Here is a 22,852-nt window from a genome sequence, read left to right as displayed (position 1 = left end):
GAATCTTGATTCACTTTCTTAAAGTCAATTAAATGTTATCGATTTTGTCATTTGAACTGCCATATCTTGGTGGTGTCTCTGTGTTCGCGCAATCGAAGGATTTGTTCATCAGCTTGAATGGGTTGCCAGATTAGCCCTTTGCAGTGGCGGATCGCCGTATTGGACAAAGATAAGCGATCTTTTCCGTTACTGACCAAAAATGTCAGGTGACTGTCACTTATGGCAATACTGCGCTGACAAAAAATAGTCTTATCTACGCAGATCGTTCGAAGAGGCGAAGGCCATTCCGTGTTCAGAAAATGGTGTGTTATTTGCTTTGTAACTATTGCCAAATGCTAGCGACATACATTCCGGTACAGCCAGATACTCGTTTGACCAGTGTTTGTAAGCTAACGAATTCAATTGTTTATGAGACTTGAACAAGTTTTTGCTTTTATAGATAAACTGCACATTAGGGAATTACGATGATAACTAAATTCGGCAAATCCAACTCGCTTAAAACCCGTGATGCTGGTTTTCAAGCAAACCCAATATATCTTTACGAAATTGACCTAAGGGTCCAAACAGCAAATTGGTTGAAGCAAGGGCCTCAGCAATTGCAAAATAGAGTGAAAAAGTATCCGGTTTTATAACTTGGTAAACGCCCGATGTACTGCTCTAATCGGGTCAGTTACCGTCTCTAAGGAATAGTTGGCGGGATAATTGAGGCCGACAGGGAATAGACATAATCCGGCTACAGCATAGGAACCAGATCCAACGCAAACATAATTGCGTCCTCGCGACCATTTTTCGCCGGATAATAATTCTTACGGGTGCCGATTTCGCGAAAGCCGGTTTGTCGGTACAAATTGATGGCGCCAGGATTGCTGGGGCGCACCTCGAGGAATATTTTCTCGGCGCGAGGCCTGGCGTATTCAATTAAGTGTTCCAACATTTTGCGGCCGGCTCCCTGCCTTTGAAAGACAGGGTTGACGCTGATGTTCATAATGTGTGCTTCGCCAGCCGCAACATTGATGATGCAGTAGCCTACTATGTTGTCATCCGGCGCTTCGCAAACCCAACTGGTGTAAGTCATCGTGCGGAAACAATCTTTAAATATCCCTTCGGACCAAGGGAATTCGTAATTTAACTCTTCGATCTTCAGGACGCTAGCCAAATCGGCATGGTCCATTTTGCGCATGCGCATTAAGTCTTTGCTATCTACCGAATCGGGAAACACCTTGGCGTAAAACTCACGGTCCGCATCGTAAATCACAGCATCTTTCAATTTATGTAACAGTTTCCACATGGTTCAATTTTTCTAGTTTTTGATAGACCGACAGTGCAAATTGCAAGTCGCTCCAGGCCTTGGCTTTTTCCAGCAATGAACGTAATAAGTAAGCCGGGTGGTGAATGACAATTAAAGGGATGTTGTGCAACTGATGCTGGACCCCTCGCAATTTTGCCAGAGGTTGTTGCGTGTCGAGCAAATTTTGTGCGGCAATGCGGCCTACAGCCAAAATAATTTTTGGCTGTATCAATTCAATTTGCTGCTGTAAAAAATTTTTACAAGCGGCAACTTCCTCTGTTTGCGGATCGCGGTTGTTCGGCGGTCGACATTTCAGCATATTGGCGATGTAGACTTCTTCGCGCTTTAAGCCAATTGCCCGCAGCATTTCGGTTAAAAGTTGACCAGCCTTGCCGACGAATGGCTCGCCTTGTAAATCTTCGTTCTGCCCTGGCGCTTCGCCGATCAGCATCCAGGTTGCTTGCTTATTGCCGACACCGAATACGGTTTGGGTGCGGGTTTTACACAGCGAGCAGGCTTGGCACAAAGAAACCTCGTGTTGCAAGTCTCTCCATATTTGATCGTTGGCGTGGGATGATGGCGATGAAACGGAATGTCGCGGAAATTCGGCATTAACGGTTTCGATGACGCTTGATACCGTTTGCTTGGAGGGCACATCTTGCCGGCCTTCAGGTTGTTCAAGCCGTTCTAGGTTTTTGACTGGATTTTCAAGATAAACGGCCGCTCGCGGAATGACGACAGGTTGATGCCTAGGTAGCCAGACATCAATGCCCATCGCTTCCAAATATTGCAAGCGGGTCGCGTTATCCATGGTGGCTCAACAATCAGACATCGCCTTTTTGCGGATGCTGACGTTGGTCGGGTGTTTGCAGTTTGTTAACCGCGTTAATGTAAGCCTTGGCCGAGGCGATCACGATGTCGGTGTCGGCTCCGGAACCATTAACGATACGGCCGGCATTTTCCAGTCTCACTGTTACTTCACCTTGAGCATCCGTGCCGGTGGTGATGTTGTTAACCGAGTACAGCGCCAAAGTCGCTCCGGTTTTCACCAAGCTTTCTATCGCTTTCAGGCTTGCATCCACCGCACCGCCGCCTTGTCCGCTGCCGGTTACTTCTTTACCGTCGACGCGTATCGTGACGGTGGCGTTAGGTACTTCGCCGGTTTCTGAACACACTTTTAAAGCGACCAACTTGATATGCTCGTCTTCCGCTTCGAAACCTTGTTCAGAAATCAAGGCCTGCAAGTCTTCGTCGAAAATATCGTGTTTTTTGTCTGCGAGTTGTTTGAATCTGAAAAATGCGTCGTTCAAATCCGCTTCGCCGGCAAAGTCTACCCCCAGCTCCGCCATCCGGGTTTTGAACGCGTTACGTCCGGAATGTTTGCCCAATACCATGCGGTTGGTGGTCCAACCCACATCCTCGGCGCGCATGATTTCGTAAGTCTCCCGGTTTTTCAACACACCGTCTTGATGAATCCCTGATTCGTGGGCAAAGGCGTTCGCGCCGACGATGGCCTTGTTAGGCTGCACCGGAAAGCCGGTAATGGATGACACGAGCTTTGAGCAGGTGACAATCTCACGCGCATCCAAGCCGGTATCGCAACCAAAGAAATCCTGCCGGGTGCGCACGGCCATCACGATTTCTTCTAAAGAGGCATTGCCGGCGCGTTCGCCTAAACCGTTGATGGTGCATTCCACCTGCCGAGCGCCATTCATTACCGCTGACAAGGAATTGGCGACCGCCAAGCCCAAATCGTTGTGGCAATGCACAGAGAAAATTGCTTTGTCGGAATTGGGGATGCGTTTGATCAAATTGGCAATGGTCGCGCCGAACTGCTGCGGCATGCTGTAGCCGACCGTATCCGGAATGTTCAGCGTAGTCGCTCCGGCATCGATCACTGCTTCTAGGATACGGCACAAGAAATCTTCTTCCGAGCGGCCGGCGTCTTCTGGGGAGAATTCGACGTTGTCGGTGTACTGACGGGCACGCTTCACCGCCCGCACCGCGTATTCGATCACCTGATCAGGCTGCATATTCAACTTCTTTTGCATATGGATCGGCGATGTGGCGATAAACGTATGGATTCGCGAACTTTTCGCGCCTTTCAAGGCTTCGCCGGCTCTGTCGATGTCTTTATCCAGGGCCCGTGCCAAACCGCAAACTGTGCTGTCTTTGATTGCATCCGCCACTGCTTGGACGGCTTCGAAATCGCCTTGGCTGGCTGCCGGGAACCCCGCTTCGATCACATCAACTTTCATCCGCTCCAGTGCTCGGGCGATGCGGACTTTTTCATCGCGGGTCATGGAGGCGCCAGGGCTTTGCTCGCCGTCGCGCAAAGTAGTGTCGAATATAATTAATTTATCTTTCATGAGAACTCCGATCATGAAATGTTCGGCGCTGAGGCCGAGAAACAGAAAAGGGTTGTATTATTTAGATGAGGATAGAGTGTGCCCCTCAGGGCAGCAATCTTAAAGACAGGCCGAACAACCGTGTGCCAATGGCTGGCATGGGAGCTAAATTTTTATGATAAACGATTATCTGATTGTTCATGGCTGGAAACTATACTTGATTGCCGACTGACGCTCAAGTTTGCGATGCTGTGGTGTAAGCTATTTTACCTTTTTGTTTCGTTCAGAGGTCTGAGCAGGTTACTTTTGTTCTTTAGAGCATAAACTTAATCCCCAGCTATATATAGCATGCGCTAAAAACTTAATCTGAAGAAAGTGAATGCCGTATCGGAAACTAGTCAGCATGGTTCTAACCGCTAGTAAACCCTGGTTTTGATTGATGTACTCCCAACTCAAATCTTGAGCGGATTGGATGTAGTTGAGCCTGATCAGTTTAGCTAGATCAGGTCTGACATTCCGCTTAATCAGTTGTTTTTTTATTTCCAGATTGGATAAAGAGTGATCCACCCGGCGGCGGGGCTGAGACGAGTATCCCTGGCCGGCGCTGCGTTGCAGGTACAAACCCTCTGTCACTAATCCGCATTGGCCATTCAGCGCAGCACGCAAAGCCCAATCGCAATCCCAAAGTAGGCAATCTTCTTGATATAGGCCGATTTGCATAACCTGTTCCCTGGCTGCTACCGGTCGTTGAAACGCCATAGGGACCCGTTTTAGTAAAGCTTTGAATAGACGGTCTGCGTCAAATTCCAGCAGGGTTTCCGTAACCTGCGTTCCAGCCAGATCTGCCAATATTTTGTTCATGGCGTCAGTGTAGGATTCGTGCGTCCATTTTGAATTTGGGCCGAACCAGGCGACGCTCATGAACAGCGTGTTAATTTCTGGATGTTTTTGTAAAGTTGAAACAGCTTTTTCTAAATAAGTCGGCGCGTAAAGGTCATCGTCGTCCAGAAACGCAATATATTTGCCAGAAGCGGCTTTGATGCCGGTGTTTTTCGCTGCGGCTCCCCCCAAAGAGCTTGGGTGCCGCAAAACTTTAACCTTCGTTCCGAATTTTTTCTGGAGTTGGGCGGGGTTTACCGGAGGGGTTGAGCAGTCGTCAATGACAATGGCCTCCCAATCCGCTAAAGTCTGATTGACTACGCTGCTTATGGCTTCGTCCAAAAGGTCGGGGCGGTTGTGGGTAGGTATGATAACGGTAACTAAGCAGCTCATAGCGTTGATTAGGCCGATTAAATTACAAAAGGTTTATCGGAGATATTATGATGCATAAGATGAATCAAATTAATGTTGGCAGTTTTGGCTATTGTAACTTTAAGTCGGTGATTCTGTCGCTTATTATGTTTAAGTAGTATCGCATAGTGCCAGTAAGATAAATAGGTTGTTGGAACTAATGGGAGTTAAGAGGTACTTTGTTCGAGAAATGAAAACAGATAGGCACTACGATAAATTAGACGGATTTTTGAGGAAGCTTTATTTTTGAGTAATTTTTAACAATAGTGCAGGCTTCTCGGAAGTTTAGGTGCTGTTTTGTTGAAAGATATTCGTTCATTAGCACGGATTCTTTTGCAGTAGAATACGCAGCGCCCTGCGGTCTTAGGCTATGCTGTACAGGAGTCGCATCGATAATTCCCATGGTTTTTCCCGATGAACTCACCTTTATTGGCCAAACGAGGTCATATCCCCATCCCATTGGGCTTTCAAGATCAAACGGTAGTAATTCATTTACAATTGATTTATGCATGCTAAATAGCGGGCCAATTTCAACAAAATGTGTTTCGCGTGCATTTAGCCAAGGCCTGGAAACAACAAATGTATTATCAGCTGTACTGGTTCTTGTGCGGGCGGGTTGAGCCAAACAAAAGTTTAAATGCTGTTGCCATCCGATAAAAGCATCGAGAAAGTTATCGTCAACAAAAATGTCGTCATCGGTAAAGACAAGATAATCGTATTTGCTTATGTCAACCTCTTCTAGAATTTCATTTAATATCGTAAATTTTGGTTTAAGCTCAAATATCTGCTTAACCAGCATTAGGTTGGCATGGTTTTTATATTCGGTTTCGTTGGCTTTTGGAGAGTTTTTAGGGTTCAATGATACCCAGATTTGATCAACAGCACATGCTGTTGATTGATTAAACGCATTTATCAGGTGATTAAATGTGTTTTCTCTGTATTCTAAATATATTCCTAAAATTAGTACCTTCGGTTTGTTTTTAGGCGCATGTTGTATTTTTAGTGGTTTATGATGGGTAGGGTACCGCATCAATATTTGGGAAATTTTGATTTTTAAATAGCATTTAATTTCGTTTAAATAGTTCACGAATAATTCCTTGGGCCGTCAGCTAGTTGCGAAATGCTATTCTGAAGGAGGTTAGCCGAGCTAAGTTTTCAATTGGAGAAAGGAAAATTATATTCTTATTGAATAAGATCCTTTGCGCTGGTTTGGATAGCCAGCATTTCGCATTATTCCGCCATTGCTGAATTGCGGACTTAAAATATTTTTCGCCTATGAATATCCCAATAAAAGCGCTTCAGGCGCATGAAATAAAAGGGGTAGAACAGAAATGTTTTGCAGCGGATTAACGGAGCTGAGATTAGAGTAAGCCAGTCTTCTAAGGCTTCAGGCCATAATAGTCCCAAGCTTCTGACACCACCCGGCGGCATCTCGATGCCGCGCTCGCGCTTAAATTCCTGCCAAATCTCTATGCCTTTATTGACCGGCTCCACTTGATCTATTTTTCGCGGTTTTTGTTCCAGCCATTCGTCCGGATTTACGCAAGGTACTGAATCAATTACCGCCACTCCGGTTTCGCGCTCTTCATCAGTCAGAAGGTGTAAATACCACCAATCAGTTCCGAAGGCTATTAAACCCGGGTCGTAAGTTGCCATAAAGCGATCCAGAATAGGTTTAGAGAACAATGGCACGCAGTTTTCCACGAAATTGGTAAGCCTCGCAAACCTGAAATGGTTTGCTTTTGTGACTTCATGGCTTATTTTGCCGACGCTCAAGAAACCAGGTTGTAGCAAGACGAGCTTGTAGCGTTCTAAAATTCGGAATAACTGGCTAATTTGGTTGGCGCTTAATTCTATATCGTCGTCAAGTACGAATATTGCCCGATAGTGGTTGAGTAGCTCTCCCCAGCAGTTATATATATCATGTAGATTTGGATATTTGCCGCCTTTTCGCTCGTTGTAAAAATCAGCAACGCTCCGGTGATAATCGCTTTCGCCTTCGTATTGAGTAACCCATAAGTCGAAATTTTTTTTGCCCGTGACCCATTTTTTAATATTGGATCGGTGACCGGCTGAGGTGTAAACCAGATAGGGTGACGACGGAACACCAATTTTTGGTGAGTTTCTATCATCTGATGCCATTGAAACCGCCTCTAATATTTCGTAATGCCACGTTATGAACTTTTTCTTGTTGATTTTGAGTGTTTAAGTTTGACGGAGTTAGTTTTCTCGGCAGCCGCTGATTGTCCTGAGGCAATGATAAAATATAAATCCAATTGATAGTAGATTTAATGGCTCGCACTATTTGTCCAGCCACATTGTCTTTCAATGGCTTACTAGAAAATTCTTTATTTCTGGCAAATCAGCTTGCCATTGGTGCCAATAAGTACATCGACAATGAGTATAGCTAGTTTCTAAGCGGATTCAAAAACCCAGTTTCTGTCATTTTGGGTCGCATGCCGAAACGTCAAAATCTCCGAACAGCATGTCATAAATGAGTCGATCATCTCTTGTTGTTGCCGTCGATAATACTGCTCTATTGCGGTGGGTATCTGATGTTGAAAAAATAGCTCAAGTGTTTGCAACATTACCACAGAGTTTTGAATATCGCCCATGCGATTTAACTGGCTTTTCAGCAGGCTTAAGTCCGTTTCAGTCACGGCGGAATCAATGGATTGCGTTGCGAAAAGCGTGTAGCGCAATTTCTTAACGGCGATGCGTAGATGATGAATACTGGCAGGAATGGCGGGGTCCAGTGCTTCATAGCGATTTATCACCATGCCATAAATATCGTCAATGGCGCTTGATACGGCCAGTTCAAGATCGATGTCGGCGGTTTGAGTTTTGAAGTATTTGCCAGCTTTTTTCAGCTTGCGCCGCAGTTTTGGTTGGTACAAGCTGGCAATGAACGACTGGTTTTCCAGCAATAAGCGCTGTTCGCAGCGATGCATGTGCGCTAAAAACGGCTCTAGCTCGGGAAGGATAGGCAGGGACTTGGCTGATTCGAACAGCATCACCTGAGTGTCGCGCAGTTGGTCGAAGCCGTCGAGCTGTTTTTTCAGGGATTTGCGAATTCTTAGCAGCGTGGTCTGCGGTGCCAGGGTTTGCAGCAATTCGATCAGCGCCAGTAAGCGCCGGGTACTGACACGTAATTCGTGGACGTTATCTTCGTTGGCGCTTTGGCGGCAGGCTTTCAACCGTTTGCGATATTGGCGCCAGTGTCTTTCCAAGGCGTCGAGCAACAGTTTGCCGCCAGTATTTTGCATCCGCTAACTTTTACGACTTTGCAGCTTACGTTTGCGCAAAACCAAGGTGACGATGGGGCCGGATACGGCATAGCCGACCGATAACAGAAACAGCATCCGCTGCGGTTGCGCCAAGATGAAGCTGATGACCAGCATCGCGATGATGGCAACGATGAATGGCACTTTGTTTTTAAAATCGATTTCCTTGAAGCTGGAGTAGCGGAAATTGCTTACCATCAGCAAGCCGGTGCTGATGGTAGTCAGCAATACCAAGTATTTGATATTTTCCACGTCGTAACCATTCTCCACGCAGAACCATAAGCCGCCGGCTAAAATAGCTGCCGCCGCTGGGCTTGGTAGGCCTTGAAAGTAGCGTTTATCGGCCACCTCGACTTGCGTATTAAAGCGTGCCAGCCGCAACGCGCCGCCGGCCATGTGCACAAACGCGGCGAACAGGCCCGCTTGGCCCATGCTGGATAGGGTCCAAAGATACATCACAATAGCCGGAGCGGCGCCAAACGACACCATGTCGGACAAGCTGTCATATTGCACGCCGAATTCGCTTTGGGTGTTAGTCAGGCGGGCAACTCGGCCGTCCAGTCCATCGAGCACCATCGCGATGAACATGGAAATTGCCGCTGTTTCGAAGCGGCCGTTAATCGCTGACGTGATCGCATAAAATCCGGCAAACATGGCGCCTGTGGTGAACAGATTGGGCAGTAGGTAAATGCCACGATGACGCGTAAGCGGTTGCTTCTTGATCATAATGTGTCTACAAAGGTTGAAAAGTTGGCGGCATTGTACATGCTGAATATGACAGCTGCTTAACTAAATACCGGGCAATTGGCATCAAAATTTCCACAAAAGCAAGGCTTGCGGCACGTTGTCGTGCAGGCCTTTAATGCCGTATTTATTGTGCCAGTATTGATATTCGATGCCCAGATACAGATGGCTACGATTGCCCCATAAGTCGCCAATATCGAGTCTTAGCTGCGGTTGAGCCAAAGCTTGGCGAGAGGTACCGTGGTTGCGGCCGATGAAATCGGCAAAGCCTTCGAAACTCCACTTCGTGCCGACGATCTCGAAAGGCAGTTTCCACACTGGCGTGATTTGCCAGGATGTGCCTATGTCTGCTGTTTCGGTAACGCGTTGGCGCAAAAAGTCCACATTGAAATAGTCAAAACCTGGCAGATTGAAATCAAGGGTAATGCCGTACAGCCACGCCCGAAAACCACTGCGTTGGCTGTTCATATTTTCGCCCAGGTTAATGCCGCCAGTAACGCCAAAATCCTTGAATATGCCGTATGACAGGTCCAAGCCGGTGATTTTGCCGAGACTGAAAGTACTATAGGCTTCGCCGTAGAGATTGGTTTGCGCGGCTTGGCCGGATTCGGTAAACAGCGTATCCATGAAGAAGAAGTTGCGGCCGTAAGCCCAGCCGTGGGCGTGGGTGACGGTGGTAATGGACTGGCTGACGTCGTTGGGGTTGAAAGGTTCCTGGTAGTTGCCGCCATGCAGATATTGAATCTCACTGTTGCTCCACTGCAAGAATTCAGCGGAGCAGGGTAGTGCCAAGGTCGCAATTATGATGCCGAGATAAAGCTGGTTGAAGCGAGAATGATCAGGCATTTGGCAAAATCCTACGGGCAAAAAAAAAGCCCATCGTATAGATGGGCTTTAATCCTAGCCGATAAGCTTAGTTTTTGCTTTTATCGACGATTTGATTGGCTTTAATCCAAGGCATCATGCCCCGCAATTTGGCGCCAACGACTTCGATAGGATGCTCTGCATTCAGGCGGCGTCTGGCAGTCATCTCAGGGTAGCCGGTTTGGCCTTCCAGGATAAATTGCTTGGCGTATTTACCTTGTTGAATGTCTTCCAGGGCTTGTTTCATCGCCCAACGGCTTTCTTCGTTGATCACTTTCGGGCCGGTGACGTATTCGCCATATTCCGCGTTGTTGGAGATCGAGTAGTTCATGTTGGCGATGCCGCCTTCGTACATCAAGTCTACGATCAGTTTCAATTCGTGTAAGCACTCGAAATAGGCCATTTCAGGTGGGTAGCCCGCTTCGGTCAGTGTCTCAAAACCGGCTTTGACCAGTTCCACCGCGCCGCCGCACAATACCGCTTGTTCGCCGAACAAATCGGTTTCGGTTTCGTCGCGGAAGGTGGTTTCGATAATGCCGGACCGGCCGCCACCGATAGCCGATGCGTATGACAAGCAGATGGCTTTAGCCATACCGGACGCATCTTGATGAATCGCGATCAAATCGGGAATACCGCCGCCTTTGACGAATTCTGAACGCACGGTGTGGCCTGGCGCTTTGGGGGCGATCATGATCACGTCCAGGTCTTTACGAGGCACGACTTGGTTATACAAAATTGCGAAACCGTGCGCGAATGCTAGAGCAGCGCCTTCTTTGATGTTTGGCTCGATTTCTTCTTTGTACAGTTTGGATTGAAACTCGTCTGGGGTCAGAATCATCACCACGTCGGCGCCGGCGATGGCTTCTGGTACGTCTTTTACAGTCAAGCCGCTGGCTTGAGCTTTGGCGACTGACGCTGAATTGGCACGCAAGCCGACGACGACGTCAACGCCTGAGTCTTTCAGGTTGTTGGCGTGCGCGTGGCCTTGTGAGCCATAGCCGATGATGGCTACTTTTTTGCTTCTGATAACAGAAAGGTCGGCGTCTTTATCGTAATAAACTTGCATAGGTTTTCTCGTTGCTGGGTAAATAATAAATGTTACAGGTGTAAGCCTTTTTCGCCGCGGGAGATGCCGGTCGGGCCGGAGCGCACCACTTCGATGATGCTGCCTTCTTCAAAGCCGTGAATAAAAGCGTCCAGTTTGCTGGATTGGCCGGTCATTTCCACCACATAGCTGTTGGCAGTGACGTCGATAATCTTGCCGCGGAAAATGTCGACCATGCGTTTCACTTCCTCGCGCGTGTCATGGCTGGTTTTGATTTTCACCAGCATCAATTCCCTTTCGATATGCGCCGATTCCGCCAAATCGATCAATTTCACCACGTCGATCAACTTATTCAGCTGCTTGGTGATTTGTTCGATGATCTCGTCGCTGCCGCTGGTGACCAGGGTCATCCGCGACAGACTTGGGTCTTCCGTGGGCGCTACGGTCAAGGACTCGATGTTGTAGCCGCGCGCAGAAAACAAGCCCGCTACCCGTGACAAAGCGCCGGATTCATTCTCGATCAAGATAGAAATGATGTGCCTCATTATGACAACTCCCTGTCTACCGGGGTGCCGGGTGCGACGCGCAATTTCATGTCGTGATGGCCTTTGCCTGCTTCAATCATAGGGTAAACGTTTTCGGTACGGTCGGTGATGAAATCCAGGAATACCGTTCTGTCTTTCAAGGCGAACGCATGTTCCAGGGCGCCGCGCACGTCTTCGGGTTTTTCGATCAGCATGCCGACATGGCCGTAGGCCTCTGCCAGTTTGACGAAGTCGGGGATGGTATCCATATACGATTGCGAATAACGGCTCTCGTAGGAAAACTCCTGCCATTGCCGCACCATACCCATGTAGCGGTTGTTCAGGTTGATGATTTTCACCGGCGCATGGTATTGCAAGGCGGTGGAGAGTTCCTGAATACACATCTGGATGCTGGCTTCGCCGGTAATACAGGCGACATTGGCTTCCGGAAACGCCAATTTCACACCAATTGCAGCCGGCAAGCCAAAGCCCATCGTGCCCAAGCCACCGGAGTTGATCCAGCGCCGAGGTTTATCGAAGTGATAATACTGCGCTGCATACATCTGGTGCTGACCAACGTCTGATGTCACATAGGCTTCGCCATGAGTGACCTGATACAGCTGTTCCACCACATATTGCGGTTTAATTACCTTGCTGTTGCGGTCGTATTCCAGGCAATGTACATCGCGCCAGCTTTGAATCAGCTGCCACCAGGATTCCAATGCCGATTTGGATGGTTTGACTTTGCTGTCTTTGATCAGCTCTATCATTTGTTCCAGTACCGGCTTGACTTCGCCGACGATGGGGACGTCCACTTTAACGGTTTTGGATATCGAGGCTGGGTCGACGTCGATATGGATGATCTTCGCGTACGGGCAAAACTCAGCCAACTTACCGGTCACTCGGTCGTCAAACCGCGCGCCGACCGCCAGAATGACGTCACTCTCGTGCATCGCCATATTGGCTTCGTAAGTACCATGCATGCCCAGCATGCCGACAAATTGTTTGTCGGTAGCTGGATAGCCACCCAAACCCATCAGGGTGTTGGTGATCGGATAACCCAGCAATTGGGTCAATTCGGTCAGCTCTTTATGCGCTTCACCGAGAATCACGCCGCCGCCGGAATAAATCATCGGCCTTTGCGCGGTCAGCAACATTTCTACCGCCCGCTTGATCTGGCCCTTATGACCTGTCACCACGGGGTTATAAGAACGCATGCTGATCTTTTTCGGATACTTATAGGGCACCTTGATGTTCGGATCGGTCATGTCCTTGGGTACGTCGACCAACACCGGGCCAGGACGACCGGTGGTCGCCACGTAAAAGGCCTTTTTCATGGTTTCGGCCAGGTCGTTGACGTCTTTGACCAGGAAGTTGTGTTTCACGCAAGGCCGGGTAATACCCACCGTATCGACTTCCTGGAACGCATCGCTGCCTATCACCGGCGACGGCACTTGTCCCGAGATGATCACCATCGGAATCGAATCCATATAGGCTGTGGCAATGCCGGTGACGGCATTGGTTGCTCCTGGTCCCGAGGTCACCAGCACCACGCCCGGTTTGCCGGTCGCGCGCGCATAGGCGTCAGCTGCATGGGCAGCCGCTTGCTCGTGTCTGACCAAGATATGTTTCACTTCGTCTTGATGGAAAATGGCATCATAGATGTGCAAGACAGAGCCACCCGGATAGCCAAATACAAATTCGACACCTTCATCTTTAAGACATTGGACAAGAATATGTCCGCCACTGAGTTCCAATTTTACGTCCTCAAAAAACTAATCGATCGGGGAAATGCAGATTTTACAAAAAAGGTTGGATAAGCTACTGTTTTTGACCCTTTTCGTCAAGGAAAACCAAGGGTTTTGCTTGGGATTGTTGGTAAATAGATAGGTTTATACAGTAAGAGAGAAATGGTGAAACAGTATTTTGTCGATGTTTGGCATGGGGATATGCGCCTACCGGTGACGGCGTTGCAACAATTGACCGGGCTGTTGACAGATGACGAGAGATGCAAAGCAGAGGTATTCAAGTCAGCCTTATTGCGGGACCGTTACCTTGCGGTGCGCGGTTTATTGCGGCAAATTCTGGCTGGCTATCTTGATGTAGAGCCATCTTCCCTGGTGTTCGAAACAGGGCGTTATGGCAAGCCGGCTTTGATTGGCTGCGCGCTACATTTTAACCTTTCGCATAGTGCCGATACTTTATTATTAGCGGTTGCAGATTTCGGCCATATTGGTGTCGATATCGAGACCTGTAGGTCGCGGCAGCATCTCGATAGGCTGGCGGAGCGTTGTTTTTCCCATCAAGAATATCAGGATTGGTGCCAATTGTCGGTGGATGCTCGGTTGGAGGTGTTTTACCGACTATGGACCAAAAAAGAGGCTTTCGTCAAAGCGGTGGGTAGGGGAATTGCTTTGGGAATAGAACAATGCGAATTTCAATTGGAAAAGGGCGGGCAGTTGCTAGCCATTCCGCCAGAATACGGTTCGGCAAACACTTGGCTGGTTCACGAATTAGACGTTGATGATGCTAGTCGCGCGGCGCTAGTCACGCCGGCATGTTATTACGATTTGCGGCTGTTAGCGCTGCCAATAGATTGAGTTTTTCGCATCAATGAGTGGTCCGGCTTTTGCGTTTAGTCCATTGTCGCGTCTATCGTTGTTGGGTATGCTGATTATGTGGGCTTTACAACAAATACCCGTTCCAACTCTTAATGCCGCCAACTCAATTTTTAGTAACGCATTGCCCTTGATTTGTCATTAACCGTTGATTGTCGGCCTGACTTGAGCTTCTTAACTGTAAAGCTGGATATTGGAATGGTATTTGCTGAGTACACCAAAAAGCAGGTTACTCAGAGAGGTTGATATGACTATACACATTGCATCCATGATGCCGGACCGCGCGCTTGACGAGAGTGTCATCGCTAAAGCTATTACCAAAATCGCCGTCGATTTGGCAAGGTTCCGCGAGGAGCCGATACAAAAACGGGCGCCGATTCTGGATTTGATATTTTTATTACCCAGTCGCCAGGAAAAAGCCGATTTCGAAGGTTTGCGTTTGCATTCGTTCGATAAAGCCTCGCAGACTTTACGGATAGAATGTGCCGTCCCTGAGAAAATGGTGGCATCCACTCACGCTGAGCGCTTTGTGGTCGCGGTGATCATGGATACCATCGACGCCGCTGCCGAATTTTTCACCGAGCAGCGCATATTGTTCGACGCGGCGGGGCATTTGGCGTTGGCGGAAGCGCTGGAGGCACGCGAACAATATGCGATCAATTAATTGATAAGTCGGTTTGCTGCTGGTGCGAGGGTGGCTTGCGCCGGATCCGCCAAATCCAGCAAGCTAAGCACATTGAGTTTTATCGCTAACCGGGTCAACTCGATGTCGCTGTTCACTCCCAGCTTGTTTTTGATCAGGTAATGACAATTGCCGACGGTTTTTGGGCTGATATTCAAGGTTTTGGCAATGGCGTCCTGGGTGTTGGCTTCGACCAGCAGGCGCAGAATTTCGAATTCTCTAGCCGTTAAACTATTCAGAGCGCTGGATTCATTGCCGAGTTTTTCCAGCGCCAACGCTTGGGCGATGTCAGTGCTGAGCATATGCTTGCCAAGGTAGACCTCCCGTATTGCCTGCAGGAGAATGTCCGGTGCACTGCTTTTGCTGACATAACCCAACGCGCCGGCGCGGCAAGCTTGGCGGGCGAAGCTGGGATTTTGATGCATGCTGAATACCAATATCCTGGCTTTGTTGTCGCGCTGTTTGATACGCCCTATCAATTCCAGGCCGCTTAAGCTGGGCATGGTTAAATCGGTAACCACCACGTCGGGTTGGCATTCCTTGTAGAGGCGATAAGCGTCGACGCCGTTCCCAGCTTCAGCAATGACCTTCAGGTCCGCTTGTTTGCTGATTAAGGAACGGTAGCCTTCCCGGACTATGGCGTGATCGTCTACCAGCAAAATATTGATAGTGGTTTGCTTATTCATCGTACGCTCTCCGGCTGCTCGAGCGGCAAGCGGACTTGGATTATCAAGCCATGCGGCTTGGCTAGGTGCAAAGCAAATTGGCCGTTTAAGGCGGCTACGCGTTCGCGCATACCCAGCAAGCCTATGCCATGGTGTGCAGCAAACGGCAAAGCGATGGCGTTGCCGTCGTCTTGTATGGTGATCGATGCCTGGGTGCTGTCGACTATTAGGGTAATATCGGCTTGGCTGGCAGAGGCGTGTTTGGCGATATTGCTGACGGCTTCCTGGGTGATGCGAAACAGACTGATCGCCAGCGGCTCCGTCAGCATTCTGCAATCGCCGCTGATGTGTAGGCTGTAGTGCGTTTTACCTAGACCGTTCCAGCTAGTTATCAGGCTACGCAGGCTGGCGTCCAGGCCTAATTCCTCCAGTTCCGCCGGTCGTAAGCGAGTCAATAAATCCCGCACGCTTTGTTGCATGGCTTGGGTAAAGCGGCTGATTTGTTCAGCTTCTGTGACTAGCTCGGGACAATTTTTCTGCGCCGTTTGGGCGATGGCGGTCGCGACGGCGTGGATTGCAGTCAGACATTGGCCTAATTCGTCGTGCAGTTCCCGCGCCAGATAGCGGCGTTCCTCTTCTTGCAAGTTCATCAACATCACTGCCAGTTTTTGCCGTTCCGCTAAGAGTTGTTGCTGGTTTTCGGCGAGTCGGTTGATTGCTGTCGCGGTTTGCCGCCATTCGAGTAAGTCGAAGTGGGGCAGCCGGAACGCTAAATCGCCCGAGCTGAGTCGGCTTAGTCCTTCCACAATAGCCTGAGCCGGGAGCAGGGCGCGGCTGACGACTAAATAAACCAGCAGGCAAACCGCCGTGATCGTTGCTGTCGACAATGCCAGTAAATTGCGGGCATTATCCCAAGCGCGGGCTATCGACAACTCAGCGCTAACCGAAACCGTTAATACCCCGTAAACCTGGCCGTTGTAGATTATCGGTCGCTGCCAGTCGAAGTCCGGCCCGAAAAGTCGTCGGTATAGCACAGCAAAATGCTTGGGATAGTGATGAGTGGATAGGTCGATGCCTTTGCAGTAGTTACGCATCGTTTCGCCGTCATTGGCGAGATAACTGGCGCAAATGCCCGGCTCACTGCCAGTCTGTTTCCATAAATCAAAATCCGGGAAGGGATTGGCCGGTTTTTCCCCGGCACTTACTTTCAATAATTGAAACTCCAGTTGTTTGCCTAGCGCGGCTAAGGTGCTTTGCGCTTGCGCCGCCGATTGTTGGGCGCTGCGCTGCAATACATACGTCAGCGTGGCCAATAAACACAGTAAGGCTACCGCCGTAATGCGGGTTAACAAATACAGTTTTAGATTCATGATCGGTTCGTCGCGCGCTGAAAAGCCGGTGACGGCAGTTTGGCAGGCATTTTAGATAGTTGAGTTGCTGCTGAATAGCTTGATGGTAAGGGCGGGCAATTTGCCCGAGTTATTCGGGCAAAATTCGGCTTACCGGTGTCGCAGGACTGCTTAAGCTGAGATCGTTTAAAACAGCTTAATTGGGAGATCAAAGATGCTTAAAACAGTGACTATCAGCAAAACCATGTCTATACCGACCGAGACAGTATGGTCGGCGATAGCCGGTATCGGCGGTCTGGAACGATGGTTTCCAGTGATTTCCGATTGTCGTGTGATAGGAAATGGCGTCGGGGCCACACGAATTTTGACTTTGGTGGCGGGCGGGGAAATGACTGACAGAATCGAGCTAATCGATGATGGCAACCGGCGCTTTCAATACAACCGCATTGAATCGCCGTTTCCGGTGAGTCATTATCTGGGAACGGTGACGGTTGGCGAAGCGGTTGATGGCGGTAGCATGCTGGAGTGGGTGGTGGATATTGAAGCGGAGGCTATAAGCGACGGCGTGGCTGGATTGGAGCGGGATTTGCTGACTTCAGCTGTGTCACGTTCGGCGTCGGAGGCTTTATGACTTGCGTCCAATCCATCAAATGTATGTCGTTGGCTGCGGCTATTTTCTCAACGCCGGCCAATGCCGCGCAGCGGATAGCGGTTTTGGGTTTCGAATTGAACGACATCACATCGCTGCCGAACACGCCGGAGGAAATAACCCGCACTTCCAGCATGGCGCCTTTGTTGATGGAAGTCTTGAGTCGGTCAGGTAATTATCAAATCAGAGTTGTCGATGCGGATAGTCAGAAAGCCGCCAACGCTAGTTTCGGTTATCTGTTCCGATTTCACGATTTGGCAGCGGACTTGGGTCGGCGGCAGGGGGCGGATTGGGTGCTGGTCAGTCAGCACAGCAAACCGAGCTTTTTATTTTCGTATCTGTGGGTTTATCTTGTCGACGTGAAGCAACGGGCGGCGGTAGCGCGTTACGATATCGAGTTGAAGGGTAATCATCAGAAAGTTACTCAGCATGGCATCGATACGTTGGCTGGAAAGATCAGTGCTACGCTTGCCGCGTATAGCGTTAAGTAGTTTGGCGGTTTCGACAGGCACAAAAAAAGCCGCTTTGCAGCGGCTTTTTCTTGTTCCCAATAAAGAGACGCTTAACGTTTTGAGTATTGAGGACGTTTTCTGGCTTTGTGCAGACCGACTTTCTTACGTTCAACTTCACGAGCGTCGCGAGTAACGTAACCGGCTTTTCTCAGTGACGGTCTCAAGGTTTCGTCGAAAACCATCAGTGCACGGGTCAGACCGTGACGGATCGCGCCAGCTTGGCCTGATGGGCCGCCGCCAGTAACGATGATGTTGATGTCGAAATCACCGGTTTTGCCCAACAATTCCAAAGGTTGTCTGGCAATCATTTCGTCAGTCTTGCGGCCGAAATATTGTTCAACAGGTTGTTTGTTGATAGTGAATTTTCCTGAACCGATGGTGGCGTAGACGCGAGCGATTGCGCTTTTGCGACGACCTGTTCCGTAGTATTGAGCTGCCATAAACTATCTACCTGCTTAGAATTCTAAAACTTTAGGTTGCTGAGATTGATGATTATGCTCAGAACCTGCGTAAACTTTCAATTTTTTGAACATGGCGCGACCCAATGGATTTTTGGGCAGCATGCCTTGTACGGCGGTGGTGATGATTCTGTCCGGGAAAGTTTGTCTTAACTTACCCAAAGAAGCTGACTTCATGTTACCGACATAACCAGTGTGGTGGTAGTACATTTTGTCTTTTTCTTTGTTGCCGGTAACGCCGATTTTTTCGGCGTTGATGACGATGATGTAATCGCCGGTGTCAACGTGTGGTGTGAATTCGGGTTTGTGTTTTCCGCGAAGACGTCGTGCAATTTCAGTAGCAAGGCGACCTAATGTCTTTCCTTCTGCATCAATCACGTACCAATCGCGCTTAACTTCTGCGGGCTTTGCACTAAATGTTTTCATCTTTGCTTTTTAGTCTGTTGAGGCTATAAAAACCGTGAATTGTACTTAATAGGGGCGTTAACTTCAAGTCAAATTAAAGCTTAATTTTCAGGGAATGGAGTTTTCGGTACAAATGTGTACGTTCCATACCGATAGCTGATGCTAGTTTGGCAACGCTGCCGCCGGTTTTTTCGAAATGATATTCCAGGTAGGATTTTTCAAAATGGTCGCGGGCTTCCTTCAGCGGCAAATTGAAAAACTCCGGTACATTCAGGCCCAGCTTGGGTTGCTCGGCGATCGAGCCCAGGGCGGTTTTGACTTCGTCCAGCTCAATGTCGTCACCGGCACCGAGTATCATTAGACGCTGTACGAGATTACGCAGTTCGCGCACATTACCCGGCCAGCTGTAATTACGCAAATAATTTTGCGCCGCCATCGAGAAACGCCGGAACGGCAGCTTTTCCTGGGTAACGAAATGATCAACATAAAAATTCAACAAGCTGGGCACATCTTCGCTGTGTTCACGCAGCGGCGGAATCTCCAGTGTCACCACGTTCAGCAAATAATAAAGATCCTGGCGGAAGCGGCCGCTGTTGACTTCTTCTTCCAGAGACATCCGGGTGGAGGCGACGACGCGCACATCGACGCGCACCGCCTGACTGCCGCCAACCCGCAGGAACGAGCTGGATTCCAGCGCGCTAAGCAAGCGAGTTTGAGTTTCCGGATCCATGCCGCCGATTTCGCCCAGAAATAGCGTGCCGCGATGGGCTTGTTCCAACAAGCCGCGATAAACCCTGCCGTTGTCTTCCCGCCCGAAAAATTCTACCGCCGAATTTTCCGGCGAAATACTACCGACCGACACGTCGACAAAGGAACCGTCGCGCCGCGAACTATTGTTATGCAAATAGCGGGCGAACATTTCCTTGCCGACCCCGGCTTCACCGACGAATAACACTCTGGCGTCATGTTGCGCCAGGCGTTTTAATTTGTCTTTGGTGCGCTCCACCACCGCGCTTTTACCGACCGGGTCCACGCCTATCATCAGCTGTTGCTTCAAACCGGCGTTTTCGCGTTGTAAGGAACTGGTCTCCAGTGCGCGTTCGACGATCAACAGTAATTTAGCCAGCGACAGCGGTTTTTCCAAAAAGTCGTAAGCACCAAGTCGAGTCGCTTCCACCGCCGACTCCACCGAGGCATGCCCGGACATCATGATTACCGGACACAGCGCGTCGTCTTCACTAACCCATTCCCGCAGCAGGGTGATGCCGTCGCTGTCCGGCATCCAGATATCCAGCAGGATCAGATTAGGCGGGCGCTGATTTTTCAGGGCTTTGGCTTCCGTGGCGTTTTCCGCCATGGCGACATCGTAGCCTTCATCTTCGAGAATTTCCGACACCAACTGACGAATGTCCTGCTCGTCATCGACCACCAAAATATACGGTGCTTGCTTATTCATTTAAAGTTCCCAAATTCAAAAACCGGCAGCTGGAGTAAAAACCCCGCGCCGCCATTATAAGACGTATCCACCCAAATCACCCCGCCATGTTCTTCGACGATCTTTTTGACGATGGCCAAGCCCAAACCGGTACCTTTGGCTTTGCTGGTCACATAGGGGTCGAAAATGGTTTCAAGCTGTTCCGCGTTCAGGCCGTTGCCGTTATCGTAGATGCCCAATTCGACATAGTCGGTGTTATTGCGGCTGACTTTGGCGATTTTGATCTCGATGCGGCAGGGGGCCGTGGTGGCCTCTTGGGCGTTTTTTATCAGATTGTGTAGTACTTGGCGCAGGCTGACCGGATCGGCTTCGACCAGTACTCTGTTGCTGGCGAATGCCGTGCTGAAAATGATGCCGGACGGCAGGTATAAGGCCATGACTTCCTGAATCAGATCGACCAGATTGATTTTTTCCACCTGTTTCTTGGATGGGCGGGCATACTCGGAAAAATCGTCCACCATCCGCTTCATCGCTTCCACTTGCTGGACGATGGTGCGGGTGCCGCGTTGCAGAAATTCGGCGGAACCGTCCTGTAACTCCTTGGAGAGCTTGTGCTGCAAGCGTTCGGCCGACAGCTGGATCGGCGTCAACGGGTTTTTGATCTCATGCGCCAGACGTCGCGCCACTTCGCCCCAGGCTGCGTTTTTTTGCGCCTGAATCAGGTCGGTGACGTCGTCGAATACCACGACCGCGCCGGTTCGGGCACCGTGCTGCGAGAACAGCGGCGTACCTCGGCACAACAACTCCTGGCGGCCGTTGGGGCCGAGAAACACGATGCGTTGCTCCCAAATGTCGTCGGCTTTTTCCAGCAAGCTTTGGATCGCGTTCAATACCTCGGCCAGTTCGCTGTGCATGGTCGCCAGGGTTGGCAACGTCTCCCCAACAAAATGGCTGACCGGGATGTGCAGAATCCGGTAGGCGGCTTGATTGGCGGTACGGATGTAAAAGGCCGCGTCGAAACTGATTACGCCGGCGGTCAGATTGGCGAGTATGGTTTCCAAATAGGCGCGCTGGTTTTCCACCTCCAGGCCGGCTGCACGGGTTTCGTCACGGGAGCGGGCGATACGGCGGGTCATCTGGTTGAAGGATTCCACCAGGAAACCCAGGTCGTCCTGATTCATTACCGGCAGCTGCTGTTGATAATCGCCGTCGGCGACCGCTTGCGTACCTTTTACCAATTCTTTTACCGGCGCGACGATGTTGCGGATGCTGATAAAGGCTACCCAAATGGCCGCCAACAGGCTGAGCAGCAACACCAGGAGCAGGATGAGCGAGAAGCTGGTTTTCAGCGAGTCGCGCAGGAAATTCATTTCCTGGTAACGAATGAAGGCAAACTCAATCGAGTCTGCCAGGTCGGTTACCCTAACCGGAATCGGAAACAAGGCTTGCAAAAATCGGCTTTGATCCGCTTCGATAGCCACGATGATGCGGACCAGCATTTCATCGTTATCGCCGGGGTCGAAAGCAAAATATTCCTTATTCTGCCTCAGCAGCAGCCAGATTTGCTCGTCGGGCAGATGCGGCAAAATATCGCTGGGGTTGACGCTGCTGGACGCTAATACCCGACCTTGATTGGAAAATACCGCAATCTCCAATGCCCCGGAATCTGCCCACAGCGAGCCGACTTCCATGGCAATCAAGGCTTCCGATTTGTCGCGGAGTTGATCGGCCATTTGCTTGGTTTGCTTGATATGCCAGTTCATGCGTTGATTCAGCGAGGATTGGCTCAACTCCAACGCATCGTCCATAGCCCGGTCGATTTCAACGTTAAACCAGCTGTCTATGCCTTGATGCAGGAATTGCACGGAGAAATAAAACACGATGGCCGCTGGCGCCAAGGCCAGCAAAACGAACAAGGACACCATGCGTGTGGTAAGTCGGGAGCCGGCTTCTTTTTTCTTTAATTCCCGCACCAACGAATAGGCGTTGAACGCGACCAAACCCAGCAAAATTACTGATCCCAGCGTATTGATGACCAACAGCCAGGAATACATTTCGCCGAGTTCCGATGATTCCTGGGTGGCGCTGCTCATCAATTGCAGCGATAGCAATACGAAGCCGAACAGCAGAATAATGGTGGCGCTGGCCGGTAACTTTATTTTTGAATGGGCCATGTGTACCAGGCACTAGAGAGAAACCAGCGGTTATCCAGATAGGCGACCGGACGCAGCGGTATCGGTAGCTGCTCGCGGTTGAATTGAGTTTTTACCGCCAGCAGGTAAGGTGTGCCGGCTGTCACGCGTTCGGCGGGAATTGGCGTGCTGTCATGCACGGCCGCCATGAAATTCATTGCGGCGCTCAAGGTTAAAAACATTTCGCTGCGATCGAACGGGGTTTGCACCACATATTGATTCAGCAAGGCATGGAATTGCAGGCTGTACGTCAGTTTGTGTTTATGGATTATCGTGTCCCACAACGCGCCGGGCTGGCGCAGTTCTATCGTTACCTCCCAGGTTAGCCGCACGCCTTTGTGCAATGCTTCCTTGGCGGTCGGGCTCAGTCGGTAATCGATATGAGCTCGCACGGTATAACCTTGATCGAGAGGTTGTAACTCGGCGTATTCGATGCGCGCGGCGTAATCGCTAGCTTTAACAAGGCCTGGCGCAAGTTGCAGGCAAAGCATCAATATCCC

The 22,852-nt window shown here is 49.9% G+C and carries 23 protein-coding genes; 4 read left to right on the top strand and 19 right to left on the bottom strand.

Annotation, left to right across the window (positions count from 1 at the left end; translation table 11 throughout):
* Positions 1–733: 733 nt before the first annotated feature.
* From rimI to ACR64Q_RS15515, 12 genes are all read right to left on the bottom strand, one after another.
* Positions 734–1,288 (bottom strand): ribosomal protein S18-alanine N-acetyltransferase, encoded by a 555-nt coding sequence (gene rimI, locus ACR64Q_RS15570; RefSeq protein ID WP_020482961.1) that lies wholly within the window; start codon positions 1,286–1,288, stop codon positions 734–736.
* On the bottom strand, positions 1,269–2,099 hold the full coding sequence (locus ACR64Q_RS15565) for a uracil-DNA glycosylase (RefSeq protein ID WP_313732394.1): 831 nt from the start codon (positions 2,097–2,099) through the stop codon (positions 1,269–1,271). The genes rimI and ACR64Q_RS15565 overlap by 20 nt, the downstream gene beginning before the upstream one ends.
* Before the next feature lie 13 nt (positions 2,100–2,112).
* Complete coding sequence (locus ACR64Q_RS15560) at positions 2,113–3,657, bottom strand: 2-isopropylmalate synthase (protein WP_026601918.1); 1,545 nt, start codon at positions 3,655–3,657, stop codon at positions 2,113–2,115.
* Positions 3,658–3,936: 279 nt separating this feature from the next.
* Complete coding sequence (locus ACR64Q_RS15555; protein WP_026601917.1) at positions 3,937–4,908, bottom strand: glycosyltransferase family 2 protein; 972 nt, start codon at positions 4,906–4,908, stop codon at positions 3,937–3,939.
* A 235-nt stretch (positions 4,909–5,143) separates the two neighbouring features.
* Positions 5,144–6,013 (bottom strand): glycosyltransferase family protein, encoded by an 870-nt coding sequence (locus ACR64Q_RS15550; RefSeq protein ID WP_026601916.1) that lies wholly within the window; start codon positions 6,011–6,013, stop codon positions 5,144–5,146.
* A gap of 170 nt (positions 6,014–6,183) precedes the next feature.
* Entirely contained in the window at positions 6,184–7,068 is an 885-nt protein-coding gene (locus tag ACR64Q_RS15545) for a hypothetical protein (protein WP_026601915.1), read from the bottom strand.
* Between the two features lie 272 nt (positions 7,069–7,340).
* Positions 7,341–8,192, bottom strand: a complete 852-nt coding sequence (locus ACR64Q_RS15540) for a CHAD domain-containing protein (protein WP_026601914.1) — start codon at positions 8,190–8,192, stop codon at positions 7,341–7,343.
* A gap of 3 nt (positions 8,193–8,195) precedes the next feature.
* On the bottom strand, positions 8,196–8,936 hold the full coding sequence (gene pssA, locus ACR64Q_RS15535; protein WP_020482954.1) for a CDP-diacylglycerol--serine O-phosphatidyltransferase: 741 nt from the start codon (positions 8,934–8,936) through the stop codon (positions 8,196–8,198).
* 84 nt (positions 8,937–9,020) lie between these two features.
* Positions 9,021–9,800 carry an outer membrane protein OmpK gene (locus ACR64Q_RS15530; protein ID WP_026601913.1) on the bottom strand — a complete coding sequence of 260 codons (780 nt, stop codon included), beginning with the start codon at positions 9,798–9,800 and terminating at the stop codon, positions 9,021–9,023.
* Positions 9,801–9,867: 67 nt separating this feature from the next.
* Positions 9,868–10,884, bottom strand: a complete 1,017-nt coding sequence (ilvC, locus tag ACR64Q_RS15525) for a ketol-acid reductoisomerase (protein ID WP_026601912.1) — start codon at positions 10,882–10,884, stop codon at positions 9,868–9,870.
* Between the two features lie 32 nt (positions 10,885–10,916).
* Positions 10,917–11,408: an acetolactate synthase small subunit gene (ilvN, locus tag ACR64Q_RS15520; protein WP_020482951.1), complete on the bottom strand. Its 492-nt coding sequence runs from the start codon at positions 11,406–11,408 to the stop codon at positions 10,917–10,919.
* Positions 11,408–13,144, bottom strand: coding sequence for an acetolactate synthase 3 large subunit (locus tag ACR64Q_RS15515; RefSeq protein ID WP_313732393.1), 1,737 nt, complete (start codon positions 13,142–13,144; stop codon positions 11,408–11,410). Before ACR64Q_RS15515 ends, ilvN begins: the two co-directional genes overlap by 1 nt.
* Positions 13,145–13,297: 153 nt before the next feature.
* Here ACR64Q_RS15515 and ACR64Q_RS15510 point away from each other — a divergent pair, with 153 nt between their 5' ends.
* Together ACR64Q_RS15510 and ACR64Q_RS15505 are read left to right on the top strand one after the other, a co-directional pair.
* Entirely contained in the window at positions 13,298–13,987 is a 690-nt protein-coding gene (locus ACR64Q_RS15510; protein WP_313732392.1) for a 4'-phosphopantetheinyl transferase family protein, read from the top strand.
* Between the two features lie 265 nt (positions 13,988–14,252).
* On the top strand, positions 14,253–14,669 hold the full coding sequence (locus ACR64Q_RS15505; RefSeq protein ID WP_313732391.1) for a hypothetical protein: 417 nt from the start codon (positions 14,253–14,255) through the stop codon (positions 14,667–14,669).
* Here ACR64Q_RS15505 and ACR64Q_RS15500 read toward each other — a convergent pair.
* On the bottom strand, positions 14,666–15,373 hold the full coding sequence (locus ACR64Q_RS15500; RefSeq protein ID WP_313732390.1) for a response regulator: 708 nt from the start codon (positions 15,371–15,373) through the stop codon (positions 14,666–14,668). The genes ACR64Q_RS15505 and ACR64Q_RS15500 overlap by 4 nt on opposite strands.
* Positions 15,370–16,722, bottom strand: coding sequence for a sensor histidine kinase (locus ACR64Q_RS15495; protein WP_313732389.1), 1,353 nt, complete (start codon positions 16,720–16,722; stop codon positions 15,370–15,372). Before ACR64Q_RS15495 ends, ACR64Q_RS15500 begins: the two co-directional genes overlap by 4 nt.
* A 193-nt stretch (positions 16,723–16,915) precedes the next feature.
* On the opposite strand from ACR64Q_RS15495, the gene ACR64Q_RS15490 reads away from it, so the two are divergent.
* A complete protein-coding gene (locus ACR64Q_RS15490) occupies positions 16,916–17,332 on the top strand; it encodes an SRPBCC family protein (protein WP_313732388.1) in 417 nt (138 codons plus the stop codon).
* The gene (locus tag ACR64Q_RS15485; RefSeq protein ID WP_313732387.1) at positions 17,329–17,841 is read left to right on the top strand and encodes a DUF2380 domain-containing protein; all 513 of its coding nucleotides are present in this window, start codon (positions 17,329–17,331) and stop codon (positions 17,839–17,841) included. The genes ACR64Q_RS15490 and ACR64Q_RS15485 overlap by 4 nt, the downstream gene beginning before the upstream one ends.
* A 71-nt stretch (positions 17,842–17,912) precedes the next feature.
* On the opposite strand, the gene rpsI is transcribed toward ACR64Q_RS15485, so the two are convergent.
* The 5 genes from rpsI to ACR64Q_RS15460 all read right to left on the bottom strand — a co-directional run bounded on the left by rpsI (position 17,913) and on the right by ACR64Q_RS15460 (position 22,843).
* On the bottom strand, positions 17,913–18,302 hold the full coding sequence (rpsI, locus tag ACR64Q_RS15480; protein WP_020482942.1) for a 30S ribosomal protein S9: 390 nt from the start codon (positions 18,300–18,302) through the stop codon (positions 17,913–17,915).
* Positions 18,303–18,317: 15 nt separating this feature from the next.
* Positions 18,318–18,746: a 50S ribosomal protein L13 gene (rplM, locus tag ACR64Q_RS15475; RefSeq protein WP_026601904.1), complete on the bottom strand. Its 429-nt coding sequence runs from the start codon at positions 18,744–18,746 to the stop codon at positions 18,318–18,320.
* 73 nt (positions 18,747–18,819) lie between these two features.
* Entirely contained in the window at positions 18,820–20,181 is a 1,362-nt protein-coding gene (locus tag ACR64Q_RS15470) for a sigma-54-dependent transcriptional regulator (RefSeq protein ID WP_026601903.1), read from the bottom strand.
* Positions 20,178–22,334: a sensor histidine kinase gene (locus tag ACR64Q_RS15465; RefSeq protein WP_313732386.1), complete on the bottom strand. Its 2,157-nt coding sequence runs from the start codon at positions 22,332–22,334 to the stop codon at positions 20,178–20,180. Before ACR64Q_RS15465 ends, ACR64Q_RS15470 begins: the two co-directional genes overlap by 4 nt.
* On the bottom strand, positions 22,316–22,843 hold the full coding sequence (locus ACR64Q_RS15460) for a DUF4390 domain-containing protein (protein WP_313732385.1): 528 nt from the start codon (positions 22,841–22,843) through the stop codon (positions 22,316–22,318). Before ACR64Q_RS15460 ends, ACR64Q_RS15465 begins: the two co-directional genes overlap by 19 nt.
* Between the last annotated feature and the right edge of the window lie 9 nt (positions 22,844–22,852).

It is taken from the genome of Methylomonas sp. 2F7, from assembly GCF_057126975.1.
The sequence above is the reverse complement of the archived record's forward strand: the minus strand, read 5'-3'. Positions and strand labels throughout refer to the sequence as shown.

Excerpts from the sequence above, each read along its gene's own strand:
- rimI (WP_020482961.1), bottom strand. The coding sequence starts at position 1,288 with ATGTGGAAACTGTTACATAAATTGAAAGATGCTGTGATTTACGATGCG.
- ACR64Q_RS15565 (WP_313732394.1), bottom strand. The coding sequence starts at position 2,099 with ATGGATAACGCGACCCGCTTGCAATATTTGGAAGCGATGGGCATTGAT.
- ACR64Q_RS15560 (WP_026601918.1), bottom strand. The coding sequence starts at position 3,657 with ATGAAAGATAAATTAATTATATTCGACACTACTTTGCGCGACGGCGAG.
- ACR64Q_RS15555 (WP_026601917.1), bottom strand. The coding sequence starts at position 4,908 with ATGAGCTGCTTAGTTACCGTTATCATACCTACCCACAACCGCCCCGAC.
- ACR64Q_RS15545 (WP_026601915.1), bottom strand. The coding sequence starts at position 7,068 with ATGGCATCAGATGATAGAAACTCACCAAAAATTGGTGTTCCGTCGTCA.
- ACR64Q_RS15540 (WP_026601914.1), bottom strand. The coding sequence starts at position 8,192 with ATGCAAAATACTGGCGGCAAACTGTTGCTCGACGCCTTGGAAAGACAC.
- pssA (WP_020482954.1), bottom strand. The coding sequence starts at position 8,936 with ATGATCAAGAAGCAACCGCTTACGCGTCATCGTGGCATTTACCTACTG.
- ACR64Q_RS15530 (WP_026601913.1), bottom strand. The coding sequence starts at position 9,800 with ATGCCTGATCATTCTCGCTTCAACCAGCTTTATCTCGGCATCATAATT.
- ilvC (WP_026601912.1), bottom strand. The coding sequence starts at position 10,884 with ATGCAAGTTTATTACGATAAAGACGCCGACCTTTCTGTTATCAGAAGC.
- ilvN (WP_020482951.1), bottom strand. The coding sequence starts at position 11,408 with ATGAGGCACATCATTTCTATCTTGATCGAGAATGAATCCGGCGCTTTG.
- ACR64Q_RS15510 (WP_313732392.1), top strand. The coding sequence starts at position 13,298 with ATGGTGAAACAGTATTTTGTCGATGTTTGGCATGGGGATATGCGCCTA.
- ACR64Q_RS15505 (WP_313732391.1), top strand. The coding sequence starts at position 14,253 with ATGACTATACACATTGCATCCATGATGCCGGACCGCGCGCTTGACGAG.
- ACR64Q_RS15500 (WP_313732390.1), bottom strand. The coding sequence starts at position 15,373 with ATGAATAAGCAAACCACTATCAATATTTTGCTGGTAGACGATCACGCC.
- ACR64Q_RS15495 (WP_313732389.1), bottom strand. The coding sequence starts at position 16,722 with ATGAATCTAAAACTGTATTTGTTAACCCGCATTACGGCGGTAGCCTTA.
- ACR64Q_RS15490 (WP_313732388.1), top strand. The coding sequence starts at position 16,916 with ATGCTTAAAACAGTGACTATCAGCAAAACCATGTCTATACCGACCGAG.
- ACR64Q_RS15485 (WP_313732387.1), top strand. The coding sequence starts at position 17,329 with ATGACTTGCGTCCAATCCATCAAATGTATGTCGTTGGCTGCGGCTATT.
- rpsI (WP_020482942.1), bottom strand. The coding sequence starts at position 18,302 with ATGGCAGCTCAATACTACGGAACAGGTCGTCGCAAAAGCGCAATCGCT.
- rplM (WP_026601904.1), bottom strand. The coding sequence starts at position 18,746 with ATGAAAACATTTAGTGCAAAGCCCGCAGAAGTTAAGCGCGATTGGTAC.
- ACR64Q_RS15470 (WP_026601903.1), bottom strand. The coding sequence starts at position 20,181 with ATGAATAAGCAAGCACCGTATATTTTGGTGGTCGATGACGAGCAGGAC.
- ACR64Q_RS15465 (WP_313732386.1), bottom strand. The coding sequence starts at position 22,334 with ATGGCCCATTCAAAAATAAAGTTACCGGCCAGCGCCACCATTATTCTG.
- ACR64Q_RS15460 (WP_313732385.1), bottom strand. The coding sequence starts at position 22,843 with ATGCTTTGCCTGCAACTTGCGCCAGGCCTTGTTAAAGCTAGCGATTAC.